Source organism: Caballeronia sp. ATUFL_F1_KS4A (genome assembly GCF_023630905.1).
Classification (GTDB): Bacteria; Pseudomonadota; Gammaproteobacteria; order Burkholderiales; family Burkholderiaceae; genus Caballeronia; species Caballeronia zhejiangensis.
In genome coordinates this window covers 21,993-42,332 of the sequence record NZ_JALQEB010000037.1, presented here as the reverse complement: position 1 = coordinate 42,332, position 20,340 = coordinate 21,993, and the positions used below count along the sequence as shown (strand labels likewise).

The following is a 20,340-nucleotide window of genomic DNA, read 5'->3' as shown; positions in this document are numbered from 1 at the left end:
ATGCAAAGCCGATTCACCGCGATTCTCGTCGCCCTCACCGCGGCCGCGCTCTTCGGCGCGACCACGCCCATCGCGAAAGCGCTGCTCGGCCCGATGCCGCCGTTCATGGTCGCGGGCCTGTTCTATCTCGGCAGCGGCGTCGGCCTCGGCGCGATTCTGCTCGCGCGCGGAATCTGGCGCGAAAAAACCGAAGGCATGCGCGCTCGGGAAATCGCATGGCTGTGCGGCGCGATCGCGTTCGGCGGCGTCGCGGGGCCGGCCTTGCTGATGCTCGGCCTGACCAGCACGCCCGCCGCGACGAGCTCGCTCTTGCTCAATCTCGAAGGCGTGCTGACGGCGGCGATCGCGTGGATCGTCTTTCGGGAAAACGTCGATGTATCCGTGTTTCTCGGCATGGCCGCGATCGTCGCGGGCGGCGTCGTGCTCGCGTGGGAACCGGGCGCCGCCCATGCGACGACCGGCGCGATCCTGATCGCCCTGGCGTGCCTGTGCTGGGCCATCGACAACAATCTGACGCGCAAGATCTCGACCGCCGACGCAATGGTCATCGCCTGCGCGAAAGGGCTCGTCGCGGGCGCGACGAATCTCGGCATCGCATTCGCGATGGGCGCGCACTTGCCCGCGCCGCCTATCGTCATCGCCGCGATGGCGACGGGCTTCGGCGGCTACGGCGTGAGCCTCGTGCTGTTCGTGATCGCGTTACGGCATCTCGGAACGGCGCGCACCGGCGCGTACTTCTCGGTCGCGCCGGTGTTCGGCGTCGCGCTCTCCCTCGCGATCTGGCCGCAAACGCCGGGCATGCCGTTCTGGATCGCCGCCGCGCTGATGACGCTCGGCGTGTGGCTGCACGTACGCGAACGGCACGAGCACGAGCACACGCACGAGCGCCTGGAACATACGCATCGGCATGTGCATGACGAGCATCATCGGCATACGCACGACTTTCCGTATTCCGGCGACGAACCGCACACGCATCCGCACGCGCATCTGCCAATCACGCACTCGCACGCGCACTTCCCCGACATTCACCACCGGCATTCGCACAAGCGCGGCTAGAACACCTTGCCGGGATTGAGCAGGCCGTGCGGATCGAGCGATGCCTTGATCGCGCGCATCGCCGCGATATCGGCTGCGCGGCGCGCGAGATGAAGATATTCGCGCTTCTTCACGCCGATGCCGTGCTCCGCCGAAATCGATCCTTCGAACTCGCGCGTGACGTCGTAAATGACGGCATCGACATCGTCGTGATCCTGCTTTCCCCGGCCGGGAATATCCACGACGATGTGAATGTTGCCGTCGCCGAGATGGCCGTAGGTCATCACGATGGCGCCCGGCCAGCGCGCGCGCAGACGCGCTTCGCATTGCGCGGCCGCATCGCCGACTTGCGCGATCGAAAAGCTCACGTCGTACGCCGCGTAGTTCGGGATGAAGCGATCGTATTCGCCGGGCGCATCGCGGATCGCCCAGAAATCGCGCGCGTGCGCTTCGTTCGATGCAATGGCCGCGTCCGTCACGATGCCCGCTTCGAGCATGCCGCCGAGAAATTCCTCGAACGCTTCGCCGTGCCGCGCGGGATCGGTGCCGACGCTTTCCAGCAGCACGTAGAACGGATGCGCATCGGCGAGCGGCGCGCGCAAGTTTTTCAGATTCGCGATGACCGTATCGTGATAGCCGGCCCACATCACTTCGAACGCGGACACGCCCGGCGCGAGGCTCGCCTGCGCGCGCGTGAGCAGCGTCGTCACCGCGGCGAAATCGGGCAGGCCGCACCATGCGGTCGCGGTCGCCGTGGGCTTTGGACGCAAGCGCAGCACGACCCGCGTGATGACGGCGAGCGTGCCTTCGCTGCCGATCAGAAGATGACGCAAGTCGTAACCGCTGTTGTTCTTGATCATCTTGTTGAGCCCGCCGACGATCTCGCCGCTCGCGAGCACCGCTTCGACGCCGAGCACCTGATCGCGCATCATCCCGTACTTGATGACGCGGTTGCCGCCCGCGTTCGTCGCGAGATTGCCGCCGATGGAACAACTGCCGCGCGCGCCGAGATCGAGCGGAAAGTAGAAGCCCGCCGCGCTCGCCGCTTCCTGCACGACTTGCAGCGGCGTGCCGGCTTCGACGGTCATCGTCCCCGAGATTGCGTCGATCTCGACGATGCGGTTCATGCGGTCGAGACTCAGGCTCACTTCGCCGCCGAGCAGATTCGCGCCGCCGACGAGTCCGGTCAATCCGCCTTGCGTGACGACCGGCTGCTTGTGCGCCGAGCAGATGGCGAGCGCCTGCGCGACTTCATTCGTATCGCGCGGACGGATGATCGCGAGCGGCGTCGCGCCGGGCATGCCGCTCCAGTCGGCGACGCGCCGGTCGCCGAATTCGTCGGGCAGCGCCACGACCTGTGCGCCGAGCGCTTCACGCAATGCCATCACTGCTTCGCTTACTGCCATGCGTCGTCTCCTTCGTTGTTTCGGTTCGGTATCGGATGCGATAGTTTGAACCAAAACGCGCGAGAATTATTGGCAACGATTCGGGAGAAACGCGACGATGGAACGGGCAGACTACGAAAGCGCGCTGGCACAACTGGTCGGCGCGGCGCAACTGGTTGCGTCGGGCGCGGATAAAGATCGGCGCGCGCAGGCGTTCGAGATGCTGGCGTTTTATCGGCTGCGTCAGGGACGAATCGGGGAAGCGGGCGCGCTCGTCACGTCGAACGACGAGCTTTTCAAGGACACGGCGATCGCCGCGCTCACGATGGCGGGCCGCAAGGAATTTCTCGCCGCCGCCGCGTTGCTCGAACAGGCGCGCGGACTATTGACGAACTGAACTACGCAAGCTCGAGGAAATTGCGCACCACCGCCGATGGATCGTCGCGCCGCGACGCCAGCGCGAGCCGCGCGCGCAAGCCTCGCGCGACGATCGGACGGTAGACGACGCCCGCGACGCGCACCTGCGTGATCGCCTTCGGCACGATCGATATGCCGAGCCCCGCCGCCACGAGCGTCACCGCCGACGCCATCTGCGGCGCGGGTTGCGCGAGACGCGGCTCGAAACCCGCCGCGGCGCATGCGGCGACGATGTCGTCGAACAGCGTGCCGCCCGCCGCGCGCGGCACTTGCACGAAGGGTTCGTCGATCAGTTCCGCCAACTCGATGCGCCGGCGCGAAGCCAGCCGATGACCGACAGGCAAGGCGACGAACATCGGCTCGTCGTCCCAGTCATGCTGCTGCACGACGTCCGCGACGCGACGCTCCGGACGAACGATGGCGACATCGAGCTGCCCCGCTTCGATCTCGTCCAGCAGCACGCCGGAAGCGGCTTCGTGCAGCGTCAGTTCCGCATCGGGATACGCTTCGCGAAATTTGCGGATCAGCGCCGACACGCGCTCGTTGAACGCCGCCGTGCCCGTGAACCCGACGCGCAAATGTCCGGTTTCACCCCGCGCCGCGCGTTGGGCCGCTCGCGCTGCGCGTTGCGCGTCGTCGAGCACGCGGCGCGCTTCGTCGGCGAACACGCGTCCGGCCAGCGTCAGTTCCGCGCCGCGCGCGGTGCGCTTGAACAACACGACATCGAGTTCCTGCTCCAGCGCTTTCACTTGCTGGGAAAGAGGCGGCTGGCCGATGCCGAGCATCTCGGCGGCCTTCGTGAAATTCGCGGTTTCGGCCACGGCCAGGAAATAACGCAGATGCCGAAGCTCCATTTTCTTTTTCCTTTTGCATGAACACGATCGAGCCAGTGCTAAAACATATCGCCGGGCATACTTTCATATATTGGACATATGAGCGCGCATTGGCAAGAATGAATCCGGTTACTTCTCAACCGGCGACGCCCATGTCCTCCCCTTCGATTTCACCGTCGGCGACCCACGAACGCACCGCCGCGACGCGCCCGCTTCCCAGCGGCATTTCTCCTGCTTCGGCCGCGTATCGGCGCATCGCGCTCGCGCTCTTTCTCGCGGGCTTCTCGACGTTTTCGCTGCTCTATTGCGTCCAGCCGCTGCTTCCGGCGTTCGCGCGCGAGTTTCATATCGGCGCGGCGGCGAGTTCGCTGTCGCTGTCGGTTTCGACCGGATTTCTCGCGGTGTCCATTCTGTGCGCGGGCGCGTTGTCCGAGCGCGTCGGGCGGCGCGGGCTGATGTTCACATCGATGACATCGGCGGCCGTGTTCAATCTGCTGGCGGCGAGCGCGTCGAACTGGGACGCGATGCTCGTATGGCGCGCGCTCGAAGGCTTCGCGCTTGGCGGCGTGCCCGCCGTCGCCATGGCGTATCTCGCCGAAGAAATCGCAGCCGAAGGGCTCGGCTTCGCGATGGGCCTTTACGTCGGCGGCACGGCTTTCGGCGGCATGATCGGGCGGATCGGCATGAGCGCGCTCGAGGAAAATTTCTCGTGGCGCACGGCGATGTGGACGATCAGCGTCATCGATCTGATCGCGGCCATCGCATTCGTGATGCTGCTGCCGCCGTCACGGCGTTTCGTCAAACGCACCGATCTCACGCTTCGGCATCATTTTCAGCTGTGGAAAGCGCAATTGCTTCACGGACTTCTGCCGCTCGTGTTCGCCATCGGCTTTCTCGCGATGGGCGCGTTCGTGACCGTGTACAACTACGCGGGATTCCGTCTTGTCGCGCCGCCGTTCAACCTGAGCGCGACCGCATGCGGCCTGATCTTCGGCGCGTATCTGTTCGGGATGGTGTCGTCGTCGACGGCGGGCGCGCTTGCCGACAGGTTCGGACGAGCGCCGGTTCTCGTCAGCGGTGTCGTGCTGTTCGCTCTGGGTCTCGCGCTGACGCTTTCGGGCGCGCTCGTGACGATCATCGTCGGCATCGTGCTCGTGACGATCGGCTTCTTCGTCACGCATTCGGTCGCGAGCGGATGGGTCGGGCAACTCGCCGGCAGTGCCAAGGGTCACGCGGCATCGCTCTATCTGCTCGCTTACTACGTCGGGTCGAGCGTGCTCGGATCGATTGGCGGATCTTTCTGGCAGCACGGCGGATGGCTGGCCGTCGTGGGCTATGTCGGCGTGTTGCTCGCGGTTTGTCTCGTGGTGGTGAGCCGCATCGTTCAGAAGCGCGACATCCGGTAGCGCTAGAACAACTCCGTTTCGAGCGGGAGCAGGTTGATCCATTTCACGGCGGTGCGCCGCTCCACGCCGTCTTCATGAATCGACCGTATCATCACGCGCTGGCCGCGCGCCTCCCCGAGAACTTCGACGATCCGGTTGCGATATCGCGCAAGCGAGCCGCGTAATGGCTTGCGCTTCCTGCTCTTGCGGGGAGAAACTGCGGGCATGGACGTGACAACGATTTATGACGGCCACATCATAACGATGCTCACGCCTGCACTCAAATATTCAACCTCCTCACTGCGGCCCGCCACACCATGCGTCGAATCACTGTCCGGACATCGCCCGTTCATGGCCGGGGCGTTTTCGCTCTCGCCGACCTTCCCACGGGCGCGCTGCTGCTCGAATACAAGGGTCTGCGCCTGTCGTGGAAGGAGGCGCAGCGCATGCACGCGAAATCGAACGCGGAAGAGGGTCATACCTTCCTCTTCGGTCTCGATGACGGCACGGTCATCGACGGCGCGCGCGGCGGCAATTCCGCGCGCTGGCTCAATCATAGTTGCGCGCCGAACTGCGAAGCGGAGCAGGACGGCGAGCGCGTGTTCATCCGCGCGATCCGGCCGATCGGCAAAGGCCAGGAGTTGTTCATCGATTATTGCCTGACCGTCGATGGCCGGCGCACCGCGGCGCTCAAGCGGCTCTATGCGTGCCGGTGTCTCGCGTCGGGTTGCCGTGGAACGATGCTTTCGCACAAGTAGGGATTGCACCGCGAGACACCTGACCTGCACATGACGGACACCTACTCCGGCGATATCGAACGCCTGCCCCGCGAGCGCATCGACGAGATGCTCACGAACGTCGCGAAGGGCGACGAACAGGCGTTCGCCGAGTTGTATCGCGCGACATCGGCGCGAGTGTTCGGCGTGATCGTGCGCATGATCCGCGATCGCGGCGAAGCCGAAGACCTGCTGCAGGAAGTGTTCGCCACGGCCTGGCGTCGCGCGGATACCTTCGATCCGGCACGCGGCAGCGCGATGACATGGCTCGTCGCGCTCGGGCGCAATCGCACGATCGACCGCATGCGTCAGCATCGCGAAGAACTGCTTGGCGAAGGCGATGCGCCCGACATCGCCGACGAAGCGCCCACGCCCGCGGCCGCGGCGGAATCGAGCGAGGAACGGCGGCGGCTCGAATCGTGTCTCGACCGGCTGGAGCCGCAGCAGAAGAGCGCGATCCGCGAGGCGTTCTTCACCGGCGCGACGTACAACGAACTGGCGCAAAGGCTCGCCGTGCCGCTCGGCACGATGAAAAGCTGGATTCGCCGCAGCCTGATGCAGCTCAAGACCTGCCTCGAACAATGAACACGCCCGCTCGCGACGACGACGATCTGCGCTGCGCCGAATATGCGCTCGGCGTGCTCGACGCGCACGAACGCGCAGCGCTCGAAGCGGACGTGTCGCGCGATCCCGCGTTGCGGCACACGCTCGATGACTGGCAGCGACGTCTTGCCCCGCTCGCCGACGATGTCCGCGCGATCGCGCCGCCGCCGCGCGTGTGGACGCGCATCCGCCGCGATCTGGGATTCATCGCGCCGCAGCCGAAACGCGAACGCTGGCGCGACAGCCTGAACGTGTGGCGCTGGCTGACGATCGGCGCGAGCGTCGCCGCGCTCGTCCTGCTCGGCGTGACCTTCACCTTGCTGCGGCAAGCCCCGCAAACGCCGACGACGGCAGCCGTCTCCGGCGAGTACATGGTCGCGTCGATCGCGCGCAAGGACGGCGTCGTGCACTGGACCGCGACCGTCGATGTGCGGCGCGCGCGCATGGTCGTCGTGCCCGCGTCGCACGTCACGATCCCCGCGAATCGCGCGACGGAACTGTGGCTGATTCCGCCGAACGCGAAGCCGATTGCCCTCGGCGTCTTCCCGCCCGATCGTCCCGCGACGATGACGCTGCCGCCCGAGATCGTCGCGCAACTCAGCGCGCAGGCCGTGCTCGCCGTATCCGACGAACCCCCCGGCGGCTCGCCGACGGGCGCCCCGACCGGACCCGTGCTCGCAACCGGCCAGCTGCGTTCGACCTGACGATCGATCGCATCGCGACTCTCGCATAGCGAACGTCCATCTTTCGTTCGCTGCATCCAATCGCACTCGGCATCCGTATGACTCGGTGAACGCCTGTTCGCGGAGCCGCCATGCCTTTCATCGTCACCGTGCTCGTCGTCGTCAGCGGATTCGTGCTGGTCTTTTTCGCCGCGTGGCTCTGGCAGTTGCGCACGGAAAACGCGGGCATGGTCGATCCGCTCTGGGCCGCTTCGCTCGGCGCGGCCGCGCTCGTCATCGCCGCGTGCGGGACCGGCGCGACGGTCAATCGCGTATGCGTCGCGGCGGGCGGCGGGCTCTGGAGCGCGCGGCTCGCGCGGCATCTGTGGCGGCGCAATCGCGGCAAGCCGGAAGACACGCGCTATCGCGCGTTTCGCGAACGCTGGGGCGAACACGCCGCGCGCAACATGCTCGGCTTCTTCCAGTTGCAGGCGTTCATTTCGATGCTGCTTGCCATCGCGTTCTTCGTGCCCGCCTATGCGCGCGAGGCGGCGAGTCCGCTGTGCATCGCGGGATTCGCCGCCGTGTGGATCGTCGCGGTCGCGGGCGAAGCGGCGGCCGATCGTCAACTCAAGCGCTTCGCCGCCGATCCCGCGCATCGCGGAAAAGTGTGCCGCGATGGCTGGTGGCGCTATTCGCGCCATCCGAATTACTTCTTCGAATGCGTGCATTGGCTCGCGTACGCGGTGCTCTCGATCGGCATGCCGTGGGGCTGGGCGACGCTCGCGCCGCCCGTGCTGATGGCGTGGCTGCTGTTGAAGGTATCGGGCATTCCGATTCTCGAAGCGCATCTCGCCGATACGCGCGACGGCTATCGCGACTACATGCGAACGACGAGCGCGCTGATTCCGTGGCCGCGTAAACGCGCATGAACAAAGCAAGGACACGCCGATGAACATCACCGCCCGCGCTACCTCATCCGCGCCCGCCGCACCCGCCGACATGCCCGCGCTCGACGAAAGCCGCATCATTCGCGCGTGCGAGCGCGGCCTCGTGCCTGATGCGCTCGTGCGCGCCGGCATGCGCCTGCTGATCCGTCAGCGTCTCATCGACGAATATGCGAACGACAACGCGCAACGCACGCAGGCGTTCGAGCGCTTTCTGAACGAACTGCGCGCGAGCCCGATCGCGATCGATACGCACGCCGCCAACGCGCAGCATTACGAGCTGCCCGATGCGTTCTTCGAAGCGCACCTCGGCCCGCGCCTGAAGTACTCGTGCGGTCTTTACCCGCGCGGCGACGAAACGCTCGCGCAAGCCGAACTCGCGATGCTCGAACGCTATGCCGAGCGCGCGCAACTCGCCGATGGTCAACGCATCCTCGATCTCGGCTGCGGCTGGGGCTCGCTCGCGCTGTGGATGGCGGAGCGTTATCCGCGCGCACAAATCGTCGCGCTGTCTAATTCGGGCGGGCAACGCGCGTTCATCGAAGCGCGGGCGCGGCAGCGCGGCCTTCGCAACTTGCGCGTCGTGACGGGCGATGTCGTCGATTTCGATTTCGCGCACGACGAGACGCCGTTCGATCGCATTCTGTCGATCGAAATGTTCGAGCACATGAAGCATTACGGCCTGTTGCTCGCGAAGATCGCGCGCTGGCTCGCCGATGATGGACGACTTTTTGTCCACCACTTCGCGCACGCGACGCTTGCGTATCACTTCACATCGCGCGACGGCGGCGACTGGATGTCGCGCTATTTCTTCACCGGCGGCACGATGCCATCCGCGTCCTTGCTGCTGCACTTTCAGGACGATTTGCGCGTCACGCGTCAGTGGTGGATGAACGGCACGCACTACGCGCGCACGGCGAATCAATGGCTCGCGAATCTCGATGCCGCTCGCGATCGCGTCATGCCGATGCTGCGCGACGTCTACGGCGATGCGGCCGCCATCTGGTTTCAGCGCTGGCGCATGTTCTACATGGCGGTGGCCGAGTTGTTCGGCTACGCGCGCGGCCGCGAATGGGGCGTCGCGCACTATCTGTTCGAGAAGCGTCCGATAAAGGTGATGTCATGACAAACACGAAGCGGGCGCTCATCGTGGCGCTGGTGGCGGCCGGCGTCGTCGTGACGGTGGCGAGCTGTTCGAGTCCGCCGAATCCGAATCCGCGAGCGAACCGACCGCTCGAAACCGTTGCCGTGGACGTGCCGCGCTACATGGGGCGCTGGTATGTCATCGCGAATATTCCGTACTTCGCGGAACGCGATTTCGTCGGCACGCATGTCGAATGGTCGCTGCGCGCGGACGGAAAAATCGACGACGTCTTTCACGGCCGCAAGAACGGCTTCGGGCAAGAGGAAACGACGCATCGTTTCGTCGATACCGTGAAGCCCGGCAGCAACGGCGGCGAATGGAGCGTGCAACTCTTCTGGCCGATACGCGTGACGCAACTCACGCTCTACGTCGATCCGGATTATCGCTACACGATCCTCGGCTATCCGAACAGAAAGCTCGGCTGGATCTTTTCGCGCGAGCCGGCGATGAGCGACGACATCTATCGCTCGATGCTCGCGCGCCTCGACGCGATGGGCTACGACACCGCGCGTTTTAGCCGCGTGCCGCAATCGCCGGAGCAGATCGGTCAGCCGGGATTTCAAAGTCCCGGTCAGCGCGACTGAAGCAGCGCGGCGCGCGTGCATCCGCGCGCGCGTCTTTCTCGTATTTGATCTCGCACTCGTCTGGAACAGCCACGTCCACGCGGCGCGAGGAGACCTTTTGGCGCGAGGAGACCGCCCGTCATGGAATCATCGACAAAAGAAAGACAGCAGCGCATCGCGGTGATCGGCGCGGGGATCGCCGGTCTCGCGAGCGCGTATCTGCTCTCGCGCGCGCATCGCGTGACGCTTTTCGAAGCCGCCGATTATCTCGGCGGCCATACGCATACCGTCGATGTCGCGCTCGACGGCGTGCAGCATCCCGTCGATACGGGCTTTCTCGTGTTCAACGACCGAACGTATCCCAATCTCATCGCGCTGTTCGATGAACTCGGCGTCGCGGCGCATCGCAGCGACATGACGTTTTCCGTTTCGCTCGACGGCGGACGCTTCGAATGGGCGGGCACAAACCTCAACACCGTGTTCGCGCAGCGGCGCAATCTCTTCTCGCCGTCGTTCATCGGCATGCTGGGCGACATTCTGCGCTTCAATGCATCGGCTCATAGGCAGCTCGAACGCGTGAGCGCGACGCGCTGCTCGGTCGGCGAACTGCTCGTCGAGGGCGGATACGGCGCGCCGTTTCAGCGCCACTATCTTCTGCCGATGGCCGCGGCGATCTGGTCGAGCGCCGCGCACGACATCCTGCGCTTTCCCGCCGCCACGTTCCTGCGCTTCTGTCTCAATCACGCGCTATTGCAGGTGAACGGCCGGCCGCCGTGGAAGACCGTCGCGGGCGGCGCGCGCGAGTATGTGCGGCGCATCGCGGCCACGCTCGACGACGTACGCACGCGCGCGCCCGTGCGAGGCGTGCGCCGCGACGACAACGGCGTCACCGTGATGACCGACGATGCCGGTCCCGAGCGCTTCGATGCCGTCGTGCTCGCGACGCACGCACCGACGAGCCTGCGCCTCATCGACGACGCATCCGCCGATGAGCGCGCAGTGCTCGGCGCCGTGCGGTATCAGCGCAACATCGCGGTGCTGCATACGGATTGCGCGCTCTTGCCGCGCCGCCGCCGCGTGTGGTCGGCCTGGAACTACATCGGCGCGCGTGCGGCGCTTGCGCGCGACGCGGCCGCGCCCGTCTGCGTGAGCTATCTGCTCGATCAGCTTCAGCCGCTTCCTTACAGGACGCCGGTCATCGTCACGCTCAATCCCGTCGATGAACCCGCACCTCGCACGCAACTCGGCCGCTACGAATACGAACATCCGCTCTTCGATCTCGCCGCCATCGATGCTCAGGCGCGTCTGCCGCGCATTCAGGGCGTGCGCCGGACGTGGCACGCGGGCGCGTGGACCGGCTACGGCTTTCACGAAGACGGCCTGAAATCGGCGTTGCGCGTCGCGCGCGATTTCGGCGTCCAGCCGGCATGGGCGCGACCATGAAGACGGCGCAATGGCTGACGGGCCGCGTGATGCACGAGCGGCTGCGCCCGGCGCGGCATCGCTTCGAGTATCCGGTGCGCTACGTGCGTTGCGACGTCGCGCGTCTCGACGCGTTGCGCTGTGCGTGGTTCGGCATCGACCGCATTCGGCCGCTCGCGCTGTTTCGATGCGATTACGGCCCGCGCGAACACTGCGATCTCGATCTATGGATGCGCGCGTGCCTCGCGCAGTCGCGCATTCCCGCCGACGGCGAAATCCATCTTCTGACGATTCCGCGCGTCTTCGGCTACGCGTTCAATCCGGTGAGCTTCTGGTTCTGTCATGACCGCGCAGGCGCGTTGCGCGCGCTTTACGCCGATGTGCGCAACACCTTCGGCGAGCATCGCGGCTATTTGCTGAGCGCGCAGGATCATGCGCCGATCGTCGAAGACACCGTGCTCGTCTGCCGCAAGACGCTGCACGTTTCGCCCTTTTGCGATGTCGCCGGCGACTACGCGTTTCGCGTGCGGCAGCGTGGCGACCGCTTGAGCATCTCGATCGATTATCGCGACCGCGACGGGCTGCTGCTGCGCACCGCGATCGGTCTCGTCGCGCGGCCGCTCACCGGCGCGCTCGCGTGTCGCACGCTCTTGTGCGCGCCGCTCTTCGCCGCGGGCGTCATTGCGCGCATTCACTGGCAGGCGCTGCGGCTGTGGATAAAGCGCGTGCCTTTTTACGGCAAGCATCCACCGACGAGGGACGAGACGGGACCATGAACCTGCTGCGATCTTTCTCCGCGACATCGGCGATGCCGATGTCCGCGCGGATCTTTCTCGGCCTTCTGCGTCGCATCAGCGTCGGACATCTCGTGCTCGTCATGCCGGATGGCGGGCGCTCTGTGTTCGGCGATCCGCTGATGCAACCAGCCGCGCTTCTTTTCATCCGCGACTGGCGCGCGTGCCGGGCGATTCTGCGCGCGGGCGACATCGGCTTCGCGCGGGCGTATCGGGCGAAATGGCTCGATACGCCCGATCCGTGCGCCCTGCTGCGGCTCGCGATCCGCAACGAGACGGCGCTCGCGCGCACGGTCGCGGGCGGCTTTGTCGCGCGGTGCTGGCACAACGTGCGGCATCGTCTGCGCCTGAACACGCGCGCGGGGAGCCGCCGCAACATTCACGCGCATTACGACATCGGCAACGCGTTCTACGGGCTCTGGCTCGATCCGACGTGGACGTATTCGAGCGCATGGTTCGATGGCGACGCCGGTCTTCCGCTCGAAGCGGCGCAGGAACGGAAGTATCGGCGCATCGTCGATACGCTCGGACTCACGGCGGGGATGCGCGTGCTGGAGATCGGCTGCGGCTGGGGCGCCTTCGCGCGGCACGCGGCGCGTCTCGGCATACGCGTGCACGGCGTGACCGTTTCGACCGCGCAGCATGCGTTCGCCGTGGAACGCGTGGCGCGCGAAGGTTTGAGCGGGCTTGTCGATATCGAACTGCGCGACTATCGCGATGTGTATGGACAGTACGACGCGGTGGTGTCGATCGAAATGTTCGAAGCCGTGGGCGAACGGTTCTGGCCGGCGTATTTCCGCGTGCTGCGCCGCTGTCTCGCGCCGGGCGCGAAGGCGCTCGTGCAGTCGATCACCATCGACGATGCGCGCTTTGCCGCGTATCGCGCGTCCAGTGACTTCATCCGCGAGACGATCTTTCCGGGCGGCATGCTGCCGAGCCCGGAGCGCTTCGCACGCGCGGCGCGGCACGCGGGACTCGATGCACGCGCGACGCTTTCGTTCGGCGCGGATTACGCAAGGACGCTGAGGTGTTGGCGAGACGCGTTCGAGATGCACGCCGATGCAGTCCGCGCGCAAGGATTCGATGAAGCCTTCGTGCGGACGTGGCGGCTGTATCTGGCTTATTGCGAAGCGGGCTTCGACGAGGCGCGCACCGATGTCATGCACTTTGTGGTGTGGGGGGAGGGGTGAGGACGTCGATCGGGCGAAAAAAAGCCCCGACCCTGTCGGGGCAAAGGTACGAGACCACCTTGTAGCGTTGCAGCTACCCGGCGAGCATAGGCGACTGCGCGCGCACTTCCCACCAGTAAAGTCCGAAACTTCACGCGCGACTTCAGAATCGGCGGACGTTGCCGATAACACACGCACACGTCCACCAGGCATCGCCGCCACCGCACACGATGAATCGCGCCCCATCCGACAGTTCGCTCCAGGCCGCTTTCCTGCGGCACGAAGACACACTCGCGCCGCCCGAGCGCGCGCTCGGCGAGGACGATCACGCCGTCTATCGCACGCTGCTCGAATCGACCAAGGCGATTCCGTGGAAGATCGACTGGGCGACGATGGAATTCGCCTACATCGGCCCGCAGATCGAGGCCTTGCTCGGCTGGGCGCCGTCGTCGTGGAAAACGGTCAACGACTGGGCCGAGCGCATGCATCCCGACGACCGCGAAGCAGTCGTCAACTTCTGCGTCTCTCAATCGAAGGCGGGCACGGATCACGAAGCGGATTACCGCGCGCTCACCCGCGACGGCGGCTACGTGTGGCTGCGCGATGTCGTGCACGTCGAGCGCAACGAGAAAGGCGAGGTCGAGGCGCTGATCGGCTTCATGTTCGATATCAGCGAACGCAAGCGCACCGAAGAAAAGCTCGCGCAAATGCAGCGCGAACTGGAACGCCTGTCGTTCAGCGACAGCCTGACGGGCGTCGGCAACCGCCGCCGCTTCGACGACGTGATGGCGCGCGAATGGCATGCCGCGAAGGATTCGGGCAAGCCGCTGTCGCTCGTGATGATCGATATCGACTTCTTCAAGTCGTACAACGATTACTACGGCCACGTTCAGGGCGACGAGTGTCTGAAGCGCATTGCGCGCGTGCTCGGCGAGGCGGCGGGTCCGCAGCACTTTCTCGGCCGGTTCGGCGGCGAGGAATTCGCGCTGATTCTCGCCGATACCGACGCCGAATCCGCGATACGCGTCGCGGAGCGTTGCCGCGCGCTGATCGCCGAGGAAGCGATTGCGCACGTGCGCTCGCCGCACGATCAGCGAGTGACGGCGAGCTTCGGCGTGGGCACCGTCGTTCCGGGCGAGCGCATGGACGCGACGGCGTTCATCAATCTGACCGACGCGCAGTTGTATCAGGCGAAGGACAACGGCCGCAACCGCATTGCGGCGGTGGATCGCGCGGGCATGCAGGGCGAAGGCTTCAAGGCGCAGTCGCGCTGAAACGTCAGACGCGTCCCGTCACCGGAATCGCCGCGCCCGTGATGCATTGCGCATCCGGCGAAAGCAGGAACGCGATCACCGCGCCGAGCGCTTCGGGCCGCACCCAGCGGGAGAAATCGGCGTCGGGCATGTCGCGGCGATTCGGCGCGGTATCGATGATCGACGGCAACACCGCGTTCACCGTCACGCCCGTGTCCTTCAACTCTTCGGCGAGCGCTTCGGTCAGGCGCAACAGCGCGGCCTTCGATGCCGCGTAAGCGCCCATCCCCATGCCCGCTTTCATCGCCGCGAGCGCGCCCACATTGACGATGCGCCCGCCTTCCTTCGCGCCCAGTTGCGCGAGCGCGGCCTTCGATGCGTTGAGCGCGGTCTTCACGTTGACATCGAACATCGCTTGCCAGGTGTCGGCGCTGCCGTCCGCGACCGTTTCCCAGGCGAATGCGCCGGCGACGTTCACGAGCGCATCGAGGCCGCCCGTCCGCTGAACGACCGTATCGATGGCTTGTTGCGCCGATTTCGCATCCGTCAGATCGATGCCGGTCACGATGCACGCGTCGCCGAGCGGCGCGGGCAACGCTTCCGACGCCGCGCCGTGGCCGATCAGCGCGACCCGCGCGCCGCGTTGCGCGAGCACGCGCGCCGTCGCGAGTCCGAGACTGCCGAAGCCGCCCGTGATGGCGACGATCTTTCCTTCGAGGCTGTTCATGACGTTGTCGCTCCCTTCGATGGCGCCTGATGAAGCATAGGACGGAACGCGGCGATCTTCAGGGCGCGTGTCGCGGATCGCGTTTCACCGCGCGCTGGACCGCGAACACGGCTACCGCCGTCGTCGTGCCGGTGACGAGCACGCCATACAAGCCCAGCAACATCGACAAGGCTCGCCCGATGCCCGTCGTCGCGACGACATCGCCGTATCCGATGGTCAGCGCCGTCACGCCGCAGTAATAGACGGTTGCGCCGAACGAAACGCGCGCGTGCGTCGCGGTTTCGACGGGCGCGCCGAACCAGAACATCGCCGCGCAGAGCGCGAAGAACGCCATCAGCAGCGTGCCGAGCAGCGAGCGCAAATGCCACAGCGCGCGGATGAACTCGACCGTCACCTCGCGTGAATTGATCGTTTCGACCTTGAAGAGTTTCGTGATGCTATTCATTCGGAATGGACCTGCGGCGCGTGAACGAAAGCCGTCATCCTACCTTCGCCCGCATCGGCCCGAAGCATCCGGGCGCGTTATTCAGCCAGCGCCGATCCCGTCTTTCCGGAAGCCTTCGCGCCGCTTTCGGCGGCCGTCAGGTCGTATCCGGATTTCGCGTCTTCATGGCCCGAGCGCCGATCGCGCGACACGCTCGAATCCCGCCCGATGCGCCTTCGCGAGCGCCGGTGCCGTCTCGCGAAGCGCCGCGCGATCCATCGCCCGCGCTTCGTGCATGGCGGCGTGCAATTCGGCGATGCTCACCACACCCGGCGCGCCCGCGATCTCCCACGTCGAGGCGTACGCGCGCTGCTTGGCCGCGTCCGCGTGCGCCACATTCACGCGCGGCAAGCCGTACGCCATCGCGACGATCCGGCCATGCAGGCTGCTGCCCGCGTAACCGTCGCTTTTCGCGATCAGCGCGCAGATGTCCCAGATGTCGAGCGAATCGAAGATCGTCACCGACGGATGGCGCATACGCGCCGCCATGCGCTCGTAGACCGCGATGTCGTCGTGCCACGGCGCCGCGCCCGCGCGAAACAGCGCGATGCCCAGTCCCGTCGATGCGCCGATCAGATCCAGTTGATGCGCGATTTGCGCGAGCGTCGCGTCGTCGCCGAAATCCGCGCTGAACTGGACGGCCAGATAACCGCGCGGGAACGCGCGGCATGCGCCGGCGCGCGTCCGGATGCGCGCGTCGAAAAGCTCGGCGACCATCGATGCCGGATCGGGGACGAGGCGCGCGTCGATTCCCGCGCGCTTCAGGAAGGCTTGCGTGTGCGTGTCTCGGACGCTGATGTCATCGGCTGAACGGAGCTTGGCCAGCACTTCGGCCTGAAACGCGGCATCGCGGGCGTCGAGCGTCGCGCCGCCGATCGCATCGAAGGAAATCGACGCCGCTCGCGGAAACATCTCGCGGCCGATGACGTACGGCGCGAGCGCGTCCATGCCGAGTTCGGCGCGCGCCCACGCGTTTCGATCCGCCGCGCGCGACTCGTATCGGGCGATGCAGGCTTGCGCTTCGTCGGGATTCTTCAGCATCACGGCGGCTTCCCACGCGTCGCACGTCAGCAACTCGCCGCCCGCGTGGATCAGCACGACGGGCTCGTCGCGCCAGCGCGCGGCCAGTTGCGAAAGCGCGGCGACGTCGTGGCCGCCGTGCGCGCGCAGTTCGCGCCGCGCGCATCCGGCGAATATCGGTTCGACGTTCGGACGGCGTTCAGCGAGCAAGGCCGCGACGACATGCGCGAACAACATGTCGCCGAAGTTATGCCGGTCGAACGCGCCGAACACGATGATCCGCCGATTGCTTCCCATCCGAACGCACCTCACGATCCGCTCATTCTGCACGTTCACACTTCCTTCACACGATCACGCCGTCACGCGCGTGATGCCGCCGCTCGACAGCAAACGCACGCGCTGGCCGGCGTAGAACATCTGGCCATCGGCGGCCTGGGTGATCGCGCGCAAATCGCCGTTGTCGAGACGCACGGTGATTTCGAGTCCCTTCTGCCGTTCGAGATGATCTTGAATTTGATCGCCCGCGACCGCGCCGGCAATGCCGCCGATCACGCCGGCAAGCAGCGAGCCGTGTCCTTCTCCGACCGCGCTGCCCGCCACCGCGCCGAGCAGGCCGCCACCGATCGCGCCGAACGGAGCCGGATGGACGTCGTTGTTCTCGATCGTCACGCCGCGCACGCTTTCGACGGTCGCCATACGCACCGTTTCCTCGTGTTGCGTCTGCATGCTGTCGTAGATGTCGGCGGAACTTCCCATCGATGCGCAACCGCTCATGCCCACCGTGCAGGCGACGGCCAAAGCGCAGACCGCGATAGTCGACTTGTTCATGTTCTTGCTCCTCAGATCGGACGATGTCTTGTTGGTTTCGGCTCGCGTTTCGCGTATCGCGTTGCCATGCAAAGCATCGTAAAGAGGCTGAATGAGCGCTGAATGAGCCGGCGCGACGCGCTTGACCTGCATGATTGAAGCGCTTATACAGGACTCTCATCGCTCGCGACCGGAGTGCAGAATGACAAGAAACGCAATTCCCTTCGTGGTTTGCGCCATCGCTCTCGCTGCATGTTCCACCGGCGGTTCCAACTCCGCGCCGCCGCCCGGCGCCGTTACGACGACGCTACCTTCGGGCGGCGTCTACAAAGGCTCGCTCACGGGCAGCACGGCGCAAGCCACGCTTCTCATGCTTTTCGACGGCACCGCCTATCTCTTCTACGCAAGCGCGGGCGGCGCGGGACTCGCGGGCGTCGCGGTCGCGAAGAGCGGCAAGCAATCGGGCGATGGCCGCTTCATCAGCGACGCCGCATTCGACTATCGCGTGGGCAAGGCGCCTGCGTCGGCGGCCGTTTTCAGCGTGAACTTCGCGCGCGCGCCCGCCGTCGACGGAACTGTCGCGAACAAGGACGGCGGCGCGGGGCTCGCGTTTTCCGCCAACGCCGCGCCGATGCTCGACATCGCGCCGAGCCGCGCCAACGCGGGCGGCCTGTACAGCGGACGCGGCATGTCGCTCGGCGGAACGACGCAGACGCGCATCACGGTCGCGGGCGACGGCTATCTCGCCGGCACGACGACATCCGGCTGCATCTTCAAAGGCACGACGGCGCCGCACCAAGGCGCGAACGCCTACGACGTCTCCGTGACCTTCGGCCCCGCGCCCTGCCCGCTTCCCGATACGACCGTGACCGGTCACGCGGTGCTCGACGGCGCGCGTCTACTCGTCGCGTTGCCGAGCCCGGACCGCACCGACGTCTTTCTCTTCGACGGCCGGAAATAGATGCCGCATGCAACCGCGCGCCGCAGCGAAACTTAGTCATCCGCTGCTTACTTAAGCGATTTCTATCCTAAGATTGTTTTCATTGCCGAAGCGTCGTGCGATGCGCGCGTCGGCGGAAGTGGCCGTGTTTTGTTCAGTGCAATTCCGAGAGCACCTTTTGCTTTGCATGGAACCGGACGGCGCCATCGAAACGTCCGCTCCGGTTATTAACAACAACAGGAGACAAACCGGATGAACGCAACGTTCAAGCTTTTGCCGTTGGCCGTCGGCGCGATGATCGCCTGCGTGCCGCACGCGAACGCCGCGCAGGACAACATCAACGCGCTTTCGAATTTCCGGCAGACGGGCAATGCCGCACCGCCGGAAACCATTCCGCAAGCTGGCCAGACGGCCGATGCGCTGCGCAAGAATCTCGAGCAGATCAAATTGCCGCCCGGCTTCAAAATCGAGCTATACGCCGTCGTGCCCGAGGCCCGCGCGATGACGATCGAGCCTTCGACGGGCGTCGTGTTCGTCGGCAGCCGCAAAAATCGCGTGTGGCAGGTGACTGACCGGACCAAGCAACGCGTAGCGAGCGATGTCGTGCAGTTCGCGTCGTCGGTGACGTTCAAGGTGCCCAATGGCGTCTGCTTCTCGCCGGACGGCGTGCTCTACGTGGTCGAGCAGAACCGCGTGCTCGGCTTCCCGGCGGCGCAGTTCTTCGGCGAAGGCGGACCGGATGTCGCCGCGGCGGTCGTCGTCCCGCAGGGCAAGCTGATCCCGACGCAGTTCGAAAGCTTCAATCACGGCGCGCGCTACTGCCGCGTCGGGCCGGACAAGAAGCTGTACATCGCGCTCGGCCAGCCGTGGAACGTGCCGCCGAAAGACAAGCTCGCCGAACTCGACAGGAATGGGCTCGCGGGCATCATCCGTCTGGATCAGGACGGCAAGAACCGCGAAGTCTACGCGCACGGCGTGCGCAATTCGGTCGGTCTCGATTTCAATCCGAAGGACAGGACGCTCTGGTTCACCGATAACCAGGTCGACGGCATGGGCGACGACACCCCGCCGGGCGAGCTGAATCGCGCGACCAAGGGCGGCGAGAACTTCGGCTTTCCGTGGTACGGCGGCGGCAAGGTGCGAACGGTGGAATACAAGGACCAGAATCCGCCGGCGGGTCTCGTGTTTCCGCAGGTCGAGTTCGCCGCGCATGCCGCCGATCTCGGCATGTCGTTCTACAACGGGAAGATGTTCCCGCAGAAGTATCAGGGCGGCATCTTCGTTGCGGAGCACGGCTCGTGGAACCGCACGAAGCCGATCGGCGCGCGCATCATGTTCACGCCGATCAAGGACGACGGCACCGCAGGCGAGGCGGAAGTCTTCGCGGAAGGCTGGCTGACGAGCAGCGGTGAGTACATGGGCCGTCCCGCCGACGTGCAGATGCTGCAAGACGGCTCGATGCTCGTCTCCGATGACTACGCGGGCGCGATCTATCGCATTTCGTATTCGGGGGCCAAATGAGGGTCGCGCTGACGGCGGCGGTGCTCGCGGGCGTTCTGGCGGCGGGCGCTTCCGCGTCGTTCGCGGCCGGCGACATCAAAGCCGGGCGCGCGAAGGCGACGGCGTGCGCGGCGTGTCATGGCATCGACGGAATGTCGAAACTGCCGGAAGCGCCCAATCTCGCCGGGCAGACGGAGGAATATCTCGTGAAGGCGCTCAACGATTTCCGCACGGGCGAGCGCAAGAACGAAATGATGTCGATGATGGCGAAAACCTTGTCCGACGCGGACGTCGCCAATCTGGCCGCCTACTATCACAGCCTCGGCAAGCAGTGACCGCCGCCGATGTGTTGCAAATTTGCTGCGGTCGATTACCGATTGCGATTTTTTTTGTTTTAGGTGTTGACGTGGCGGCTTAAGGGTTTATACTAACACCTGTCTCCTCCATGTCTCAACCGATGTGGATTCAAGCCCG

At 65.6% G+C, this 20,340-nt stretch carries 22 protein-coding genes; 16 read left to right on the top strand and 6 right to left on the bottom strand.

Annotation, left to right across the window (positions count from 1 at the left end; all coding sequences use genetic code 11):
* A complete protein-coding gene (locus NCS03_RS23800; protein WP_175982066.1) occupies nt 1-1,056 on the top strand; it encodes a DMT family transporter in 1,056 nt (351 codons plus the stop codon).
* Here the strand turns inward: NCS03_RS23800 and NCS03_RS23795 are convergent.
* Nucleotides 1,053-2,441, bottom strand: a complete 1,389-nt coding sequence (locus NCS03_RS23795) for an FAD-binding oxidoreductase (protein WP_250436985.1) — start codon at nt 2,439-2,441, stop codon at nt 1,053-1,055. The two genes, NCS03_RS23800 and NCS03_RS23795, sit on opposite strands and share 4 nt — an antisense overlap.
* Nucleotides 2,442-2,538: 97 nt before the next feature.
* On the opposite strand from NCS03_RS23795, the gene NCS03_RS23790 reads away from it, so the two are divergent.
* Nucleotides 2,539-2,817 (top strand): hypothetical protein, encoded by a 279-nt coding sequence (locus tag NCS03_RS23790; protein ID WP_008347227.1) that lies wholly within the window; start codon nt 2,539-2,541, stop codon nt 2,815-2,817.
* A gap of 1 nt (nt 2,818) precedes the next feature.
* Here the strand turns inward: NCS03_RS23790 and NCS03_RS23785 are convergent, their stop codons facing one another.
* A complete protein-coding gene (locus tag NCS03_RS23785; protein ID WP_250503450.1) occupies nt 2,819-3,691 on the bottom strand; it encodes a LysR family transcriptional regulator in 873 nt (290 codons plus the stop codon).
* Nucleotides 3,692-3,822: 131 nt separating this feature from the next.
* Between NCS03_RS23785 and NCS03_RS23780 the strand changes: the two genes are divergently transcribed.
* The 11 genes from NCS03_RS23780 (at nt 3,823) to NCS03_RS23730 (ending at nt 14,409) form a co-directional block, all read left to right on the top strand.
* The gene (locus NCS03_RS23780; protein WP_250529926.1) at nt 3,823-5,076 is read left to right on the top strand and encodes an MFS transporter; all 1,254 of its coding nucleotides are present in this window, start codon (nt 3,823-3,825) and stop codon (nt 5,074-5,076) included.
* Nucleotides 5,077-5,372: 296 nt separating this feature from the next.
* Complete coding sequence (locus tag NCS03_RS23775; protein WP_008347218.1) at nt 5,373-5,813, top strand: SET domain-containing protein; 441 nt, start codon at nt 5,373-5,375, stop codon at nt 5,811-5,813.
* 30 nt (nt 5,814-5,843) lie between these two features.
* Nucleotides 5,844-6,416 (top strand): sigma-70 family RNA polymerase sigma factor, encoded by a 573-nt coding sequence (locus NCS03_RS23770; protein WP_008347216.1) that lies wholly within the window; start codon nt 5,844-5,846, stop codon nt 6,414-6,416.
* Complete coding sequence (locus NCS03_RS23765; protein ID WP_250529925.1) at nt 6,413-7,138, top strand: anti-sigma factor; 726 nt, start codon at nt 6,413-6,415, stop codon at nt 7,136-7,138. The genes NCS03_RS23770 and NCS03_RS23765 overlap by 4 nt, the downstream gene beginning before the upstream one ends.
* 110 nt (nt 7,139-7,248) lie before the next feature.
* A complete protein-coding gene (locus NCS03_RS23760; protein ID WP_034472218.1) occupies nt 7,249-8,028 on the top strand; it encodes a DUF1295 domain-containing protein in 780 nt (259 codons plus the stop codon).
* 19 nt (nt 8,029-8,047) lie between these two features.
* A complete protein-coding gene (locus NCS03_RS23755; RefSeq protein ID WP_250529924.1) occupies nt 8,048-9,169 on the top strand; it encodes an SAM-dependent methyltransferase in 1,122 nt (373 codons plus the stop codon).
* Nucleotides 9,166-9,771 carry a lipocalin family protein gene (locus NCS03_RS23750; RefSeq protein WP_250529923.1) on the top strand — a complete coding sequence of 202 codons (606 nt, stop codon included), beginning with the start codon at nt 9,166-9,168 and terminating at the stop codon, nt 9,769-9,771. Before NCS03_RS23755 ends, NCS03_RS23750 begins: the two co-directional genes overlap by 4 nt.
* Before the next feature lie 120 nt (nt 9,772-9,891).
* Complete coding sequence (locus tag NCS03_RS23745; RefSeq protein WP_250529922.1) at nt 9,892-11,193, top strand: NAD(P)/FAD-dependent oxidoreductase; 1,302 nt, start codon at nt 9,892-9,894, stop codon at nt 11,191-11,193.
* Complete coding sequence (locus tag NCS03_RS23740; RefSeq protein WP_250529921.1) at nt 11,178-11,948, top strand: DUF1365 domain-containing protein; 771 nt, start codon at nt 11,178-11,180, stop codon at nt 11,946-11,948. The genes NCS03_RS23745 and NCS03_RS23740 overlap by 16 nt, the downstream gene beginning before the upstream one ends.
* Nucleotides 11,945-13,156 (top strand): SAM-dependent methyltransferase, encoded by a 1,212-nt coding sequence (locus tag NCS03_RS23735; RefSeq protein ID WP_250529920.1) that lies wholly within the window; start codon nt 11,945-11,947, stop codon nt 13,154-13,156. Before NCS03_RS23740 ends, NCS03_RS23735 begins: the two co-directional genes overlap by 4 nt.
* Nucleotides 13,157-13,365: 209 nt before the next feature.
* The gene (locus tag NCS03_RS23730) at nt 13,366-14,409 is read left to right on the top strand and encodes a sensor domain-containing diguanylate cyclase (protein WP_250529919.1); all 1,044 of its coding nucleotides are present in this window, start codon (nt 13,366-13,368) and stop codon (nt 14,407-14,409) included.
* Between the two features lie 4 nt (nt 14,410-14,413).
* Here NCS03_RS23730 and NCS03_RS23725 read toward each other — a convergent pair whose 3' ends face one another.
* The 4 genes from NCS03_RS23725 to NCS03_RS23710 all read right to left on the bottom strand — a co-directional run bounded on the left by NCS03_RS23725 (nt 14,414) and on the right by NCS03_RS23710 (nt 17,447).
* Nucleotides 14,414-15,115, bottom strand: a complete 702-nt coding sequence (locus NCS03_RS23725) for an SDR family NAD(P)-dependent oxidoreductase (RefSeq protein WP_008347197.1) — start codon at nt 15,113-15,115, stop codon at nt 14,414-14,416.
* A gap of 58 nt (nt 15,116-15,173) precedes the next feature.
* On the bottom strand, nt 15,174-15,560 hold the full coding sequence (locus NCS03_RS23720) for a potassium channel family protein (protein ID WP_250529918.1): 387 nt from the start codon (nt 15,558-15,560) through the stop codon (nt 15,174-15,176).
* Nucleotides 15,561-15,722: 162 nt separating this feature from the next.
* Entirely contained in the window at nt 15,723-16,916 is a 1,194-nt protein-coding gene (locus NCS03_RS23715; RefSeq protein ID WP_250529917.1) for a polysaccharide pyruvyl transferase family protein, read from the bottom strand.
* 54 nt (nt 16,917-16,970) lie between these two features.
* Nucleotides 16,971-17,447 carry an outer membrane lipoprotein gene (locus tag NCS03_RS23710; protein ID WP_033535903.1) on the bottom strand — a complete coding sequence of 159 codons (477 nt, stop codon included), beginning with the start codon at nt 17,445-17,447 and terminating at the stop codon, nt 16,971-16,973.
* A gap of 181 nt (nt 17,448-17,628) precedes the next feature.
* Here NCS03_RS23710 and NCS03_RS23705 point away from each other — a divergent pair, with 181 nt between their 5' ends.
* The 3 genes from NCS03_RS23705 to NCS03_RS23695 all read left to right on the top strand — a co-directional run bounded on the left by NCS03_RS23705 (nt 17,629) and on the right by NCS03_RS23695 (nt 20,201).
* Nucleotides 17,629-18,387, top strand: a complete 759-nt coding sequence (locus NCS03_RS23705; protein ID WP_250520008.1) for a hypothetical protein — start codon at nt 17,629-17,631, stop codon at nt 18,385-18,387.
* A 231-nt stretch (nt 18,388-18,618) separates the two neighbouring features.
* Nucleotides 18,619-19,887 carry a PQQ-dependent sugar dehydrogenase gene (locus tag NCS03_RS23700; RefSeq protein WP_250503438.1) on the top strand — a complete coding sequence of 423 codons (1,269 nt, stop codon included), beginning with the start codon at nt 18,619-18,621 and terminating at the stop codon, nt 19,885-19,887.
* Nucleotides 19,884-20,201 carry a c-type cytochrome gene (locus NCS03_RS23695; RefSeq protein ID WP_008347185.1) on the top strand — a complete coding sequence of 106 codons (318 nt, stop codon included), beginning with the start codon at nt 19,884-19,886 and terminating at the stop codon, nt 20,199-20,201. The genes NCS03_RS23700 and NCS03_RS23695 overlap by 4 nt, the downstream gene beginning before the upstream one ends.
* Nucleotides 20,202-20,340 lie beyond the last annotated feature (139 nt).

Bases quoted from the DNA above. Each gene is read 5' to 3' on its own strand.
- NCS03_RS23700 (WP_250503438.1), top strand. From the start codon at position 18,619: ATGAACGCAACGTTCAAGCTTTTGCCGTTGGCCGTCGGCGCGATGATC.
- NCS03_RS23765 (WP_250529925.1), top strand. From the start codon at position 6,413: ATGAACACGCCCGCTCGCGACGACGACGATCTGCGCTGCGCCGAATAT.
- NCS03_RS23750 (WP_250529923.1), top strand. From the start codon at position 9,166: ATGACAAACACGAAGCGGGCGCTCATCGTGGCGCTGGTGGCGGCCGGC.
- NCS03_RS23705 (WP_250520008.1), top strand. From the start codon at position 17,629: ATGACAAGAAACGCAATTCCCTTCGTGGTTTGCGCCATCGCTCTCGCT.
- NCS03_RS23725 (WP_008347197.1), bottom strand. From the start codon at position 15,115: ATGAACAGCCTCGAAGGAAAGATCGTCGCCATCACGGGCGGCTTCGGC.
- NCS03_RS23795 (WP_250436985.1), bottom strand. From the start codon at position 2,441: ATGGCAGTAAGCGAAGCAGTGATGGCATTGCGTGAAGCGCTCGGCGCA.
- NCS03_RS23755 (WP_250529924.1), top strand. From the start codon at position 8,048: ATGAACATCACCGCCCGCGCTACCTCATCCGCGCCCGCCGCACCCGCC.
- NCS03_RS23800 (WP_175982066.1), top strand. From the start codon at position 1: ATGCAAAGCCGATTCACCGCGATTCTCGTCGCCCTCACCGCGGCCGCG.
- NCS03_RS23735 (WP_250529920.1), top strand. From the start codon at position 11,945: ATGAACCTGCTGCGATCTTTCTCCGCGACATCGGCGATGCCGATGTCC.
- NCS03_RS23745 (WP_250529922.1), top strand. From the start codon at position 9,892: ATGGAATCATCGACAAAAGAAAGACAGCAGCGCATCGCGGTGATCGGC.
- NCS03_RS23780 (WP_250529926.1), top strand. From the start codon at position 3,823: ATGTCCTCCCCTTCGATTTCACCGTCGGCGACCCACGAACGCACCGCC.
- NCS03_RS23695 (WP_008347185.1), top strand. From the start codon at position 19,884: ATGAGGGTCGCGCTGACGGCGGCGGTGCTCGCGGGCGTTCTGGCGGCG.
- NCS03_RS23770 (WP_008347216.1), top strand. From the start codon at position 5,844: ATGACGGACACCTACTCCGGCGATATCGAACGCCTGCCCCGCGAGCGC.
- NCS03_RS23775 (WP_008347218.1), top strand. From the start codon at position 5,373: ATGCGTCGAATCACTGTCCGGACATCGCCCGTTCATGGCCGGGGCGTT.
- NCS03_RS23730 (WP_250529919.1), top strand. From the start codon at position 13,366: ATGAATCGCGCCCCATCCGACAGTTCGCTCCAGGCCGCTTTCCTGCGG.
- NCS03_RS23720 (WP_250529918.1), bottom strand. From the start codon at position 15,560: ATGAATAGCATCACGAAACTCTTCAAGGTCGAAACGATCAATTCACGC.
- NCS03_RS23710 (WP_033535903.1), bottom strand. From the start codon at position 17,447: ATGAACAAGTCGACTATCGCGGTCTGCGCTTTGGCCGTCGCCTGCACG.
- NCS03_RS23760 (WP_034472218.1), top strand. From the start codon at position 7,249: ATGCCTTTCATCGTCACCGTGCTCGTCGTCGTCAGCGGATTCGTGCTG.
- NCS03_RS23740 (WP_250529921.1), top strand. From the start codon at position 11,178: ATGGGCGCGACCATGAAGACGGCGCAATGGCTGACGGGCCGCGTGATG.
- NCS03_RS23785 (WP_250503450.1), bottom strand. From the start codon at position 3,691: ATGGAGCTTCGGCATCTGCGTTATTTCCTGGCCGTGGCCGAAACCGCG.
- NCS03_RS23715 (WP_250529917.1), bottom strand. From the start codon at position 16,916: ATGGGAAGCAATCGGCGGATCATCGTGTTCGGCGCGTTCGACCGGCAT.
- NCS03_RS23790 (WP_008347227.1), top strand. From the start codon at position 2,539: ATGGAACGGGCAGACTACGAAAGCGCGCTGGCACAACTGGTCGGCGCG.